Source organism: Phytohabitans maris (assembly GCF_031085175.1).
GTDB lineage: Bacteria > Actinomycetota > Actinomycetes > Mycobacteriales > Micromonosporaceae > Phytohabitans > Phytohabitans maris.
In genome coordinates, this window is sequence record NZ_JAVHUY010000025.1 from 86,077 (window position 1) to 99,303 (window position 13,227).

The 13,227-nt window shown below is 72.6% G+C and carries 12 protein-coding genes; 5 read left to right on the forward strand and 7 right to left on the reverse strand.

What is annotated here, in order from left to right:
• Positions 1 to 2 precede the first annotated feature (2 nt).
• Positions 3 to 1,385, forward strand: coding sequence for an ROK family protein (locus RB614_RS25340; RefSeq protein WP_308715122.1), 1,383 nt, complete (start codon positions 3 to 5; stop codon positions 1,383 to 1,385).
• A gap of 635 nt (positions 1,386 to 2,020) precedes the next feature.
• On the opposite strand, the gene RB614_RS25345 is transcribed toward RB614_RS25340, so the two are convergent.
• From RB614_RS25345 to RB614_RS25355, 3 genes are all read right to left on the reverse strand, one after another.
• Complete coding sequence (locus tag RB614_RS25345) at positions 2,021 to 3,523, reverse strand: sugar transferase (protein ID WP_428983110.1); 1,503 nt, start codon at positions 3,521 to 3,523, stop codon at positions 2,021 to 2,023.
• 213 nt (positions 3,524 to 3,736) lie between these two features.
• Positions 3,737 to 5,473 (reverse strand): VWA domain-containing protein, encoded by a 1,737-nt coding sequence (locus RB614_RS25350; protein ID WP_308715161.1) that lies wholly within the window; start codon positions 5,471 to 5,473, stop codon positions 3,737 to 3,739.
• A 207-nt stretch (positions 5,474 to 5,680) separates the two neighbouring features.
• The gene (locus tag RB614_RS25355) at positions 5,681 to 6,739 is read right to left on the reverse strand and encodes a lactonase family protein (RefSeq protein WP_308715162.1); all 1,059 of its coding nucleotides are present in this window, start codon (positions 6,737 to 6,739) and stop codon (positions 5,681 to 5,683) included.
• An 83-nt stretch (positions 6,740 to 6,822) separates the two neighbouring features.
• Between RB614_RS25355 and RB614_RS25360 the strand changes: the two genes are divergently transcribed.
• The 4 genes from RB614_RS25360 (at position 6,823) to RB614_RS25375 (ending at position 10,234) form a co-directional block, all read left to right on the forward strand.
• Complete coding sequence (locus tag RB614_RS25360; RefSeq protein ID WP_308715163.1) at positions 6,823 to 7,467, forward strand: GntR family transcriptional regulator; 645 nt, start codon at positions 6,823 to 6,825, stop codon at positions 7,465 to 7,467.
• The gene (locus tag RB614_RS25365) at positions 7,464 to 8,165 is read left to right on the forward strand and encodes a (Fe-S)-binding protein (RefSeq protein WP_308715124.1); all 702 of its coding nucleotides are present in this window, start codon (positions 7,464 to 7,466) and stop codon (positions 8,163 to 8,165) included. Before RB614_RS25360 ends, RB614_RS25365 begins: the two co-directional genes overlap by 4 nt.
• Positions 8,162 to 9,571, forward strand: coding sequence for a LutB/LldF family L-lactate oxidation iron-sulfur protein (locus tag RB614_RS25370; RefSeq protein WP_308715125.1), 1,410 nt, complete (start codon positions 8,162 to 8,164; stop codon positions 9,569 to 9,571). The genes RB614_RS25365 and RB614_RS25370 overlap by 4 nt, the downstream gene beginning before the upstream one ends.
• A 63-nt stretch (positions 9,572 to 9,634) precedes the next feature.
• Positions 9,635 to 10,234 (forward strand): LutC/YkgG family protein, encoded by a 600-nt coding sequence (locus RB614_RS25375; protein WP_308715126.1) that lies wholly within the window; start codon positions 9,635 to 9,637, stop codon positions 10,232 to 10,234.
• A 44-nt stretch (positions 10,235 to 10,278) separates the two neighbouring features.
• Here the strand turns inward: RB614_RS25375 and RB614_RS25380 are convergent, their stop codons facing one another.
• The 4 genes from RB614_RS25380 to RB614_RS25395 form a co-directional block, all read right to left on the reverse strand.
• Positions 10,279 to 11,340, reverse strand: a complete 1,062-nt coding sequence (locus tag RB614_RS25380) for a hypothetical protein (RefSeq protein ID WP_308715127.1) — start codon at positions 11,338 to 11,340, stop codon at positions 10,279 to 10,281.
• A 406-nt stretch (positions 11,341 to 11,746) separates the two neighbouring features.
• Positions 11,747 to 12,127, reverse strand: coding sequence for a hypothetical protein (locus RB614_RS25385; protein WP_308715128.1), 381 nt, complete (start codon positions 12,125 to 12,127; stop codon positions 11,747 to 11,749).
• A 67-nt stretch (positions 12,128 to 12,194) separates the two neighbouring features.
• Positions 12,195 to 12,791, reverse strand: coding sequence for a GTP-binding protein (locus RB614_RS25390; protein ID WP_308715129.1), 597 nt, complete (start codon positions 12,789 to 12,791; stop codon positions 12,195 to 12,197).
• Entirely contained in the window at positions 12,772 to 13,161 is a 390-nt protein-coding gene (locus RB614_RS25395) for a DUF742 domain-containing protein (protein ID WP_308715130.1), read from the reverse strand. Before RB614_RS25395 ends, RB614_RS25390 begins: the two co-directional genes overlap by 20 nt.
• Positions 13,162 to 13,227 lie beyond the last annotated feature (66 nt).

Sequence of the window (13,227 nt, forward strand, 5' to 3'; positions counted from 1 at the left end):
GCATGACGGACGGGCCCGTACGGCAGGCTTCGCTGCGCGAGCACAACCTCGGGCTGGTGCTGCGCCAGGTCGCCAGCAGGGCCCCTGGGCCTGGCCGTCGCCTGGCGGGCGACGGCCGGGCTCCCGAAAAGGAAGCCGCCCGCCCGCCGTCCCGAGCCGACATCGCCGCCGCCACGAGTCTCACCCGCGCCACCGTTTCCGCGCTGGTGGATGACCTGATCTCGGGCGGCCTGCTGACCGAGGTGGAGCCCGCGCCAAGGGCCGGCGCCGGGCGCCCGGCGGCCGGCCTCGTGCTCTCCACGAGCGGTCCGGCCGGCCTCGGCCTGGAGATCAACGTGGACTACCTGTCGGCCTGCGTGGTCGACCTCGCCGGCACGGTCCGGCACCGGGACGTGCGCCACGCCGACCAGCGCCCCGGCCGCCCCGACCAGGTGCTCGCCGAGGTCGCCGGGCTGGCCGCGGACGCCCGCGCGCACGCGGAGCGCGAAGGGCTCGTGCTGGCCGGTGCCGCGCTGGCCGTACCCGGCCTGGTGACCCCGGCCGGCGTGGTCCGCCTCGCCCCCAACCTGGGCTGGCGGGACGTGGACGTGCCGGCCGGCCTGGCTGCGGGGCTGGCAAGGTCCGGCCCGAGGAGCGAAGCGAGCGCGGTAGGCAGAGCCGCGGGGCTGGCACGGTCCGACCCGAGGAGCGAAGCGACGAGGCCGGACCGAGCCGGCCACCTGCGGCACCCAGCGAGCGAAGCGAGCGCGGCCAGCAGAGCCGCTCTCGACGGGCTGCCGGTAACGGTCGACAACGAGGCCAACCTCGCCGCGCTCGGCGAGCTGCACGCCGGTCCCGCCGGCCCGGCCAGCTTCCTCTACGTCTCCGGCGAGATCGGCATCGGCGCCGGCATCGTGCTGCACGGCGCGCTCTTCAGGGGCGCCCGCGGCTGGAGCGGCGAGCTGGGCCACATGGCCGTACGACCGGACGGCCCGGCCTGCCGGTGCGGCGCGCGCGGCTGCCTGGAGCAGTACGCGGGGCAGGAGGCGATCCTGCGCGCCGCCGGCGCCGACGACCTGCTCCCGCAGGCCGAGGCGGGTAACCCCGCGGTGCTGGACGCGCTGGCATCGGCCGGCGAGGCGCTCGGCGTGGCGGTCGCCGGCGTGGTCAACCTCCTCGACGTCGAGGCGGTCGTGCTCGGCGGCATCTACGCGCCGCTGGCCGCCTGGCTCCGCCCGGCCGTCGAGGCGGAGATCCACCGCAGGGTGCTCACGGCCGCCTGGTCACCGGTGGCCGTACGCCCCTCGGTCCTCGGCGCCGACGCGGCTGTGGTCGGCGCCGCCGGCTCGGTCGTGCGGACCATCCAAAACCACCCGGCCCGGTGGCTGACCCGCACCGTCTCGTGATCGGCCGCCGATGCTCGCCCGGCCTCGGGCGCCTCGCTCCCGTGGTTCCCCGTGTCGCCCCCAGCCAAGGCGGTGACCCCACCCGCCCACCGCCCGGCCCACCATCCATCTGCTGACCGGCGCACAAACCGGGGCAGCTCGACAGCCCGCCCAAGCGACGCTCCCCTCCGACGTCCACCAACAGCCCAACGGGCCTCCGGCGTCTCAGGCGGCGAAGCCACCTGCGAGGCGGTTCGGGTTGTGTCGTGGCGGCATTTGCCCTGCTTTGACATCGGAAGCAGCCGGGCCCAGGCAGCACGGGCGGTGGGGCAGCCCTTGATCGGCGTCGACGTCAGCCGACTTTGAGCAGATCGTGGTACGTAGCTGCCCTTGTAGGGGCAACTCTGTACCACGATCTGCGCCTTGGGTTGATCGGGCGGCAGAAGGTTGTCTCGATCCGCCTTCCGGCATGATCGTTCGCCCAAATTCCGCGTGAAACGCCGTCGAGAACGCGGAATCCGGGCGAAGGATCATGAGAGGGCGCCGTGCGGACAGCGGCACATAGCGCGGACGGTGAGGCCGCAGGAAAGCGGCCCCTACGCGCAGGCGCCCCATCGACCTGGCTGGGCGCGTTGGTGCGCCCAGCTCCGCAGCGGCTAGTACGCGCCTCGGCTGGCCATCACGGCGCCGATCGTCTTCCACATGATGACGACGTCGGTGGCGAGGGACCAGTTCTCGACGTAGTACAGGTCGAGCCGCAGACCGTCCTCCCAGGACAGATCCGAGCGGCCGCTGACCTGCCACAGGCCGGTGATGCCGGGCTTTACCAGCAGGCGGCGGGCGATGTCGCCGTCGTAGCGGGCGACCTCGGACGGCAGCGGCGGGCGCGGGCCGACCAGGCTCATGTGGCCGACCAGCACGTTGATCAGCTGGGGCAGCTCGTCGAGTGAGTACTTGCGCAGGATCCGGCCCACCCGGGTGACCCGCGGGTCCTTGCGCATCTTGAACAGCAGGCCGTCGTGCTCGTTGCGGGCCGCCAGCTTGGCCAGCATCTCGTCGGCGTTGACCACCATCGTGCGAAACTTGAAGACGCCGAACTCGCGGCCGCCCTGCCCGACCCGGATCTGCCGGAAGATGACCGGGCCCTTGCTGTCCAGCTTGATCGCGAGCGCGATCACGACCATCAGCGGCAGCGCGATGGTCAGCCCGAGGATCGCGGTGAACCGGTCGACGAAGCCCTTGACTATCTTGCGGGTGCCGCGAAACTCGGGCGCCTCCACGTGGATCAGCGGCAGCCCGGCGACCGGGCGGGTGTGGATCCGCGGGCCGGCCACGTCGGTGAGGGCCGGCGCGAGCACCAGGTCGATGCCGGTGCCCTCCATCTGCCAGCCGAGCCGGCGCAGCCGGGCGGCGGTCAGTTCACCGGAGGCGGTCACCGCGACCGTGTCGACACCGGCCGCCCGGGCCGACTCCAGGATGCTGCGGAACGAGCCGACCACCGGCACGTCGCCCAGCCGCTGCGGCACCGGGGCGAGCAGCGCGTCCGGGATGCAGGCGCCGACCACGCGATAGCCCGCGTACGGCTCGCGGCGCAGCGTGTGCACCAGCTCCAGCACGTGCGGCGCGTCGCCGACCACCAGCACCCGGCGGGACCACCCGGTGCCCTTGGCGCGGGCCTTGTGCAGCCACTTGCGGGCCAGGTAGCGCCCGCCGACCAGCCCGACCGTGCCGGTGGCGAACGTCAGGGCGAGGAAGCCCCGGGCGACGCCGACGTTGGCCACGTAGCCGACGATCGCGATCGCGCCGGCCAGGCGGAGGGTCGCCGAGGTGACCCGGCGGTACTCGTCCGCGCCGTACCCCAGCACACGGTCGTCGTAGCAGCGCATCACCTTGAGGGAGCCGAGCCAGACGAGCACGAGGGCCGGGCCGACCACCGGGTACGGGATCTGCGAACCGATCGGCTCGCCCCCGCCGAACGGCTCGACCGCCCAGTTGAACCGCCCGAAGTAGCCCGCGAGCACGGCGCCGGAAATGATGGTGAGATCCAGCACCACCAATGCCCGCTCGTACGTGCGGAGCCTCGCGCGCAGCAGCGCGCCCGTCGTTTCCGCCGCGTTCGGTACCCCCACCGGACGCGTCAGGAGAGTCGCCGACGTCACCAGCCCTCCCCCAGCTTGTCAAGTCGACCGTGCCCTCACGGCAATCGCCGGACCCATGATCGGGGCCGGCGGCGCCAGAGCACCAGGACATCTTGACCTACGGGCGCATCTCGCATGGGCTTCCGACAAAAAACTGTCAGTTCATTGCGATCAACCACCCGAACGTACATGTACGCAAGGTAGTCAATTGCCTACATCAGGTATATCCGCTGCTCAGCGGGGTGCCGCGGGACGCAATGCGAGCGCTTTGAGAAAGATGTCGCCAATCTTCGTCGGGTCCTTTGTGACGAAGACGCCGCCGCCCGTGACGTTGGTGATCCGCTTGAGCTGCCCCTCGTCGACGCCGTCGCCGATGCCCAGGATGATCACCTGGATCGGGCGGCGCGGGTCGGCGAGATCCTTCAGCTGGGCCAGCAGGGTCTGCTCGTTGATCCCGTTGGCGTCGTCGTTCTTGCCGTCGGTGAACATCACGATCGAGTTGACCCGGTCGGCCGCCCACCCGTCCTGCACCTCCTTGTACGCCGCGAGCATCGTGTCGTACAGCCCGGTGTCGCCGTCGGGCTTGGGCGAGATCGACTTGAGCGCGTTGAGCGCCTGCGAACGGTTGCTGCTCAGCGGCCCGATCGGCACGAGCTCGCGCCAGTCCTTGCCGCCGTCGAGCTCGGTGGAGAACGTCCAGAGCCCGAGCGCCCACGAGTCGTCGAAGAGGCTGAGCCCGCCCTGCGCCGCGGCGAGCGTCACCGCCATCCGGGTGGCGTTCTCGGCCGTGGGCACCCTTTCCAGCATCGAGCCGGAGACGTCCATGACGGCGAGCATGCGGCCGGGCGCGGTGACCGCCGTCCAGGTGGCCAGCGACCGGTCCAGCGCCAGCGGGTCGAGGTCGCCGGCGGCCCGGCCACCCGCGTTCGGCGTCGCGGACGGCGGCCCGCCGGCCGGGCTGGGCGCACCGGTGGGCGCGGAGAAGCCGGAGCCCCAGGTGCCGTCGGGCGCCCGGAGGCCCTGCGCGCCGAGCAGGTCGCGGAACGACCGGGTGTCGAGCGCGTCGTGCACCGCCTCGGCCGCCGCGGCCTTGTCCGGGTCGACGCCGGGCATCACCGCGAACGGGTAGTCGAGCGGCGCCGGCGTCGGCTCGACGTAGAGCGCGGCCAGCGGCACCGGCGGCTTCTTCGCGTTGTACTCGATGACGTCTTCCTCGGACAGCGGCGCCACGTTGAGCCCGGAGGCGAGCGAGGCGGCATCGGAGGCCTGCGGAAACTTGGCCACCAGGTCGTCGCGGAGGGCCGAGCGGCCGATCGCCAGCGAGCGCAGTGCCGCGGTCTGCGCCTGCGCCCCGTTGCCGCCGCTGGCCGCCGCGCCGAGCGAGAGCAGCCCGGAGAGGCCGGCCGCGTCGCGGGTCGGCTCGACGATGCCGGTGCGCAGGCCGGTGCCGGTGGTGATCCGCTTGAGCAGGTCGGTCCAGCCCACCTTCTTTTCCGGCCAGCCGAGGCTCTCGGCGAGCGGCTCGGGCATCGCGGCCACGACCGGGCTGCGGGCGACCGAGCCGCCGTCGGTCGGGTTGAAGCCGGGCGCGAGGTTTTTGAGCCGCACCAGCCAGCTGGAGGAGTCGGGCAGCCACACGTCGGGGGTCTCGAGCGTGCCGTTGGCGCTGCCGACGCCAGCGAGCCCGACGTTGTGCTGGGCGGCGATGACCGCGGCCATGTCGACCGAGTTGACCTCGTTGATGTCGACCGCCACGCACGTGCCGCCGGCCGAGCCGCCGTCCGCGCGCCAACTCTCCACGGTGGAACGCACAGCGGGTGCGATCTCCGGGGAGGCGGCAAGGGCAAGCTTCATCTCGCCGGTGCACCGGGAGCCGGCGAGCTCCCGATAGCCGAACCACGAGCCACCCACCACGACGACAAGCGCCACCGCTACAGCGATGGCGCCTGCTCCGCGAAAGTTGCTGTGCATGCGATGGCGGCCTGGCACGGTCCCATCCTGCTGATGCTTCGTGCGCGTCGCCAGGTGCGTTCGGCCGAACGTTACGGATCAGCGACCTTCCGGCCGATATTCGCTTACACGGCGTAGCTATATAACGGCGGTCCGTTTTGGGAATCCCCCATATACCGGGGCCAATCCCCAATCGTTCAAGCCGGCATCTTCATTAGCGATATCGTCCTATAAGGACTTAGCGGGCAAAACGCACGTAGGGCTGGGCAGCTCCAGTACGCTCCCCGGCTCCTGCGGAACCCCCGAGTCGGCGTCGAGGTGGAAGCCGACAACCGCGTGCGACCGCTCGTTGGCCACGTACAGGTGATCACCGACGAGCGCGAAGTGCCGCGGCCACCGGCCACCGGTCGGGATCTCGGCCAGGTAGACCGGTACGTCGCCGTCGAGCGCGAACGCGGAGATCGTGTCGGTGCCGCGGTTGGCCACGTAGAGGAAGCGGCCGTCGGCGCGGACCGCGATCTCGGAGGGCTGGGCGCCGGTGAGCCGGGTGGTCGCCACGCGGCCCCGCTCGTGCAGCACGCCGGCCCCGCCCTCGATGTCGTACGCGGTCACGGTCGCGTCGAGCTCGCCCACCAGGTACGCCCGGCGGCCGTCCGGGTGGCGGGCGAGGTGCCGCGGCCCCGAGCCGGCGTGCGCGTGGATCCGCGGCCCGAGCGGCACGAGGCGGCCGGTGGCGGCCTCCAGCTCGTACCGGTACACCGAGTCGGTGCCGAGGTCGACCACGAGGATCGCGCCGCCGCCGGGGTTGGGCGAGGCCATGTGCGCGTGCGCCCGCTCCTGCCGCTTGGGGTCGGGTCCGGCGCCCTCGTGCGCCAGCAGGTCGGTCCGCTCGCCCAGCGCGCCGTCGTCGCCGAGCCGGTGCACGGCCACGCTCCCGCTGGAGTAGTTGACGCTCACCAGGTATCCCCCGCCGGGGGCGACGGCGAGGTGACACGGGTGCATGCCGCCGGTCGAGCCCTGGCCGAGCGGGCGCAGGTCGGTCTCCCCGTCGACCGCCCAGGCGCTGACCCCACCCTCCTCGACCTCGTTGACCGCATACAGCACCGGGAGCGTCGGGTGCCAGGCCAGGAACGACGGCGACGGCGTACGGGCCACGACGCCGAGCGATTCGAGGAGGCCGGTGGCCGGGTCACGCCGTACGGCGGTGATGCCGGCCCCTTCCCCGCCCGAGTCCGGCGTGTAGCACCCGACGTAGAGGAGTTCAGGCTGGGCGGTGGGCGGCGACAGGGAGGTCACGCTCCGATCCAACCAGACCGCAAGCGGTTGATCTAGCGTCAGCGAATCGTATAGGATCCACGATTGTGGCGACGATGAAGCCGGCCCGGCGACTGACCCTCACCGAGGACGTGTACGGGTCTGTGCAAGCGCTGATCATGGACCACGCCGTCGCGCCCGGCGCCCGGATCAACATCGACGCCCTCGCCCGCCAGCTGGAGGTCTCACCGACCCCGGTGCGCGAGGCGCTGGCCCGGCTGGAGGCCGACGGGCTGGTCCGCAAGCGCCCGCTGGCCGGATACACGGCCGCGCCGCTGCTGACCCGTGAGGAGTTCGAGGAGCTGGTGGAGATGCGGCTCATCCTGGAGCCGCCGGCGGCGAGCAGGGCCGCCTCGGTGCTCCCGGCGTCCGATGTGGACCGGCTGCGCGCGGAGGCCGACCTGCCCGACCCCCAGCCGGGGATCGCCGCTTTCACAGCGCAGGACGCCCGCTTCCACCACCTCGTCGCCGAGCTCTCCGGCAACCGGATGCTGCACGAGGCCGTGGTACGCCTCCGCTCGCACCTGCACCTCTTCCGCCTGCACTTCCCCCCGGCCCACTACGGCATCAGCGCCGAGGAGCACCACCGCGTGGTCGACGCCATCGCCGCAAGCGACCCGGAGCGGGCCGCCGGGGCCATGCGCGCGCACATCACCGCCGCCCGCGAGCGGCACCTTCCCTACTTCGGGAGGACCACTTGAAAGTCGCGCTCTTCGTCACCTGCGTCAACGACCTGGTCTTCCCCGGCACCGGCCGCGCGGTCGTCCAGGTGCTGGAGCGGCTCGGCCATACCGTGGAGTTTCCGGTCGACCAGGGCTGCTGCGGCCAGATGCACGCCAACAGCGGCTACCGCGAAGAGGCGCTGCCGCTGGTGGCCAACTTCGTCAAGACCTTCGACGGGTACGACGCGGTGGTCGGCCCCTCCGGCTCCTGCGTGGCGATGGTCCGCGACTGGTACCCGAAGCTGCTGCCGGACGCCGCCGAGGTGGCCGCCCGCACGTACGAGCTCTCCGAGCTCCTGGTCGACGTGCTCGGCGTGACCGACGTGGGCGCCACGTTCCCGCACCGCGTGACGTACCACCCGACCTGCCACGGCCTGCGCATGCTCCGCCTCGGCGACCGGCCGCGGCGGCTGCTGGCGGCGGTCGGCGGCCTGGAGCTGCTCGACCTGCCCGGCGCGGAGGAGTGCTGCGGCTTCGGCGGCACGTTCGCGGTGAAGAACGCGGGTGTCTCCGGCGCGATGCTGGCCGACAAGTGCCAGGCGATCGCCGGCACCGGCGCCGAGTACGTGGCGGCGGTCGACAACTCCTGCCTGGCCCACATCGGCGGCGGCCTCTCCCGCGCCGGCGGCCCGGCCAGACCGATCCACTACGCCGAGATCCTGGCGGCCACCTCATGAGCGGGGGTCACATCGTCGCGCGGCGGCCGTTCCCGGTCGCCGCCCGCGCCGAGCTCGGCGACGCGCAGCTCCGCGCCAACCTGCGCAAGGCCACCCACACGATCCGCGACAAGCGGCTGCGGGTGGTCGGCGAGGTGCCCGACTGGGAGGCGCTGCGCCAGGCCGGCGCCGCCATCAAGGACGACGTGCTGGCCCGCCTGCCCGAGCTGCTGGAGCAGTTCGAGGCGGCGGCCACCGCGGCCGGCGCCACCGTGCACTGGGCCCGCGACGCGGCCGAGGCCTGCGCGGTGGTCACCGGGCTGGTCCGCGACACCGGCGCCGCCGAGGTGGTCAAGGTGAAGTCGATGGCCACCCAGGAGATCGGCCTCAACGAGGCGCTGGAGGCGGCCGGCATCGCCGCGGTGGAGACCGACCTGGCCGAGCTGATCGTCCAGCTCGCCGGCGACACGCCTTCACACATCCTGGTACCGGCGATCCACTACAACCGCGCGCAGATCCGCGAGATCTTCAGCCGCAACGGCCTCTCCGCCCGGACCGACGACCCGCCGGCGCTGGCCGAGGCGGCACGGCGGCACCTGCGGGCCAAGTTCCTCTCCGCCCGGGTCGGCATCTCCGGCGCCAACTTCGCGGTCGCCGAGTCCGGCACGCTCGTCGTGGTCGAGTCGGAGGGGAACGGCCGGATGTGCCTCACCCTCCCGGAGACCCTCATCTCCGTGGTCGGCATCGAGAAGATCCTGCCGACCTTCCGCGACCTGGAGGTCTTCCTCCAGCTGCTGCCCCGCTCGTCGACCGGCGAGCGGATGAACCCGTACACGTCGCTGTGGACCGGCGTCACGCCCGGCGACGGCCCGCAGACCCTGCACATCGTCCTGGTCGACAACGGCCGGACCGAGACGCTCGCCGACAGCGTCGGGCGGCAGGCGCTGCGGTGCATCCGCTGCTCGGCCTGCCTCAACGTCTGCCCGGTGTACGAGCGGGTCGGCGGCCACGCGTACGGCTCGGTCTACCCCGGCCCGATCGGCGCGATCCTGAGCCCGCAGATGAGCGGCGAGGGCGCCAACCGCACGCTGCCGTACGCCTCCACGCTCTGCGGCGCCTGCTACGACGCCTGCCCGGTGCGCATCAACATCCCCGAGGTGCTGGTCCACCTGCGGCAGACCGGCCCGCACCCACCGGCGGAACGGGCCGCGATGCGCGCGCTCTCCTGGGCGATGCGTGACCGCCGCCGGTACACGGCCGCCCTGCGCGCCGCCCGGCGCGGTGCCGCCCCGATCCGTTTGGTCGCCGGGCGCCGCGGCGCGGTGCGCCACCTCCCGTGGCCGCTGTCGAAGTGGACGTCCACTCGCGACGCCCCCCTGCCGGCGAAGCAGACCTTCCGGGAGTGGTGGGCCCATGAGCGAGCGTAGCGAGCGAATCAGACGCAGTACGCCTGATGCCTCGTGCCCGCCCGCAGCGAAGCGAGGACGGGCATGAGCGCTCGTGACGAGGTGCTCCGCCGGGTCCGGGCGGCCCGACCCTCCGCTCCGGTCGACGTGCCCCGGGATTACCGCACTGTGGACGGCGGCGCGGACCTCGTCGACCTCTTCGTCGACCGCTTGATCGACTACAAGGCCACGGTGCGGCGGTGTGACCCGGGCGGGCTGGCCGGCGCGGTCGGCGAGTTGCTGAGTGACGCCTCAGCCGTCGTCGCACCCGCCGGGGCGCGTGCCTGGCTCGCCGCGTACCCGGGAAGGGTTTTGCGCGAACCTCTCACCGTGACCGACCTCGACGCCGCCGGCGTCGCCGTGCTGACCGGGTGTGCGGTCGCGGTCGCGCGGACCGGGACGCTGATCCTCGACGCCGGCCCGGACCAGGGGCGGCGGGCGCTCTCGCTGGTGCCCGACCGCCACGTCTGCGTCGTCCACAGCGGACAGATCGTGGGCGGGGTGCCGGAGGCGCTGGCCCGGCTCGCCGACCCGACCCGGCCGCTCACGCTGATCTCCGGCCCCTCGGCGACCAGCGACATCGAGCTGAACCGGGTCGAGGGCGTGCACGGCCCGCGCCGGCTCGACGTCGTGGTCGTGGATTGAAGGGCTCAACGGCCGTCTGTCGGTGCGGCCAGCGCCGTGCGTCATCACTGAGTCTGATGGCTCGCTCGCAAGCTCACTCGCTCGCCGCGCAGGCGGGGCTGGTCGGCGCAGATCTTCTTGAGCAGCGCGACGATCGGGCGCAGGTGGTTGGGGCGGGGGTTGGCCGTCGTCACGTGCACCTCCAGCGTCAGCCGCTCGGTCTCGTGGTGCAGCGGCACCCACTTGGAGTGATCCACGCCCGCGCCGCCGAAGCGCATGCCGGGCTTGTAGATGAGCGCGATGTCCGAGGGGGCGAGCACGAGCGGGCCGGGCAGGCCGCACTCGTGCAGCAGGGCGACCCGCTCGATGACGCTGCCGATCTCGTACGTGGCGCTGGCCACCCGCCGCTCCTCGCCCGGGTCGGCGATCCGGTGGCCGGCGATCCGCTTCTCCAGCAGGATGCGGGCGCGCGAGTCCTTGGGCGGGACGTGCGCGACGCTGCGTACGAACTCGGCCAGCGGCATCGCGTCGCCCGGGTAGTCGGCCGGGACGAGCACTTCGAGCTGTGACTCGTACAGCAGGTCGGACTGGAGCTCGTCGCGAAACTCGGCCGGCGGCGGCTGGCCGATCGCCAGGTGGTACGTGCCGGTGGTGAGCGGCCAGAATGCCTGGTCGAAGAAGGACTCGGTGCCCCGGTCGCTCTGCTGAAGCTCCTCGATGCCGACCTTCTCCTCACCGGGCGGGTACTGGGCGAGCGTCTCCACGTAGAGCGTCTTGACGATCGTGGCGTGGTGCGGGAGGCAGACCAGCCGGGTCACGTCCGACTCGGCGAGGCGGCCGCGCTCTTCCTGGTACAGGCTCCGGATCCGTTCGCAGAAGCGCAGGAAGCGGCGGCCGCGCACGGTCAGCTCGGCCTTGCCGCGCGGGCCGACGCCCTCGCGTAGCGCGGGCCGCCCCAGCCACCTGTTGATCTTCAGGAGGATGGTGCGCACGCCCTCGACGGTGATGTGCTCGTCGTACCGGTCGGCGAGCAGCCGCACGGCACGCTGCCGGGTGCCGGCCTCCACCACCGCCATGAAGACGGCGCAGTCCCACTCGTCGGGCGCGCGGTCCCTCACCTTTCCCACAGCGGAAAGTTACGGCCCACCGGCCGTCCGGTTACGTGATTTGCGGTACGGCGGCGTGGCAATCGGCAAGTGGAGCTTGGCGCGCACAACAAATAGTTCTTCCGATCTTGGTCGAACGACGCCGGTCGGCCCCGCCGAAAACCGGCCGGGGCGATCACCACGGAAGGTACAAAACGGATGTGTTCGCCCGGCCGAGCTGGCACTCGCTCATCTTCTACGTCGGGGCCGCCAACCTTGCCCGCACGCTGCTCGCGCGCGGTCACGGCGACCCCGAGCCGCACGCGCACATCGGCGTGTACACCCTCTGCGCCGCGCTCGCCGTGCTCGTCTCCCGGCTGGTCGAGCGGGCCCGCAGCGCGCTCACCTCCCGGGTCTGTAGCGCCAGCCTCGGCCTGACCGGGCTGCTCTACGCGACGCTGCACGGCGGGGTACACCCGTGGGCACCGGTACCGGCGGCGGCGCTGCTGCTCGCGGCCGTGTGCGCGGGCGAGATCGGGTACCGGCTGCGTGGCACCCGCCGCCCGGCCTGGCACTCGGTGATCTTCTTCGTCGCCTCGGCCGGCGTCGCCCGCACGGTGCTGGTCGTGTACGGCGCGGGCCTGCCCCTGCTCGTCCACGCCGGCGCGTACCTGCTCTGCCTGCTCTTCGCGCTGCTGGCGGCGGGTGCCATGCGGCGGGTGGAGAGCCCGCTGACGCCCCGGGTGCACAGCGGCAGCCTCGGCCTGACCGGGCTGCTGCTGGCGGCCGCGCACGCGGACAGCCCGGTGCACGCGCCGGTCGCGATCACCGCGCTGGTGCTCGGCGCGACCTGTGTCGGGGAGCTGGCCTACCGGCGCCGCAGCGTCTCGCGCGGCTCAGGCCGGGACCGGGTGGCCGTGGTAGCCGGCCACGTGCTCGACCAACGCGATCAGCACGAGCTTGCCGGACTGCCGCTGCCGTACGTCGCAGAGCACCACGGGCACGTCGCGGTCGAGGTCGAGCGCCTGCCGCACCGCCTCGGAGGTGTAGCGCCGGGCGCCGTCGAAGCAGTTGACCCCCACGACGAACGGGATGCCGGCCCGCTCGAAGTAGTCGACCGAGGGGAAGCTGTCGGCGAGCCGGCGGGTGTCGGCGAGCACCACCGCGCCGAGCGCCCCGTACGCGAGCTCGTCCCAGAGGAACCAGAAGCGGTCCTGCCCCGGCGTACCGAACAGGTACACCTGGAGGTCCTCGTTGATGGTGATCCGGCCGAAGTCCATCGCGACCGTGGTGGTGCGCTTGCCCTCCACGCCGACCAGGCTGTCGGTCTCGACGCCGGCGTGGGTGAGGACCTCCTCGGTGTGCAGGGGCCGGATCTCGCTCACCGCACCCACCAAAGTGGATTTGCCGGCGCCGAAACCGCCCGCGATGAGGATCTTCAACGCGAGCGGAATCTGCCGATCGGCATCGAGGTCAGAGTGCCCGGAGTCCATTCACCACCGCCTGGAGGACGTCGTCTTCGGGGAAGTGGGCCGCCGTGGACGGCTCGTACATCGCGATGAGGCCGGCCGCCAGAAGGTCGCCGAGCAGCACCCGGACGACCCCGAGGACCAGGTTGAGCCCGGCGGACAGCTCGGCCACCGAGATCGGGTCTTCGGCCATCGCGAGGATCGCGCGGTGCTCAGGTTGCAGGTGTGCGGCGTCCGGCGAGCTCGCGGCGCCCGGTGCCGCGAGGACGAACGCCACGAGGTCGAACCCGCCCGTCACCGGCCGCACCCGGCCACCGGTCACCGTGTACGGACGGACTACCGGCCCGGCGTCGTCGTCGAGCCAGTCGTGCTGGGCCTCGGGGGCCGGCGACATCCGATCCGGGGAGCGCGGCGACGAGGGCGGACGGAGGCGGCCGTCCCCGGGGCCAACGGGCGCGGA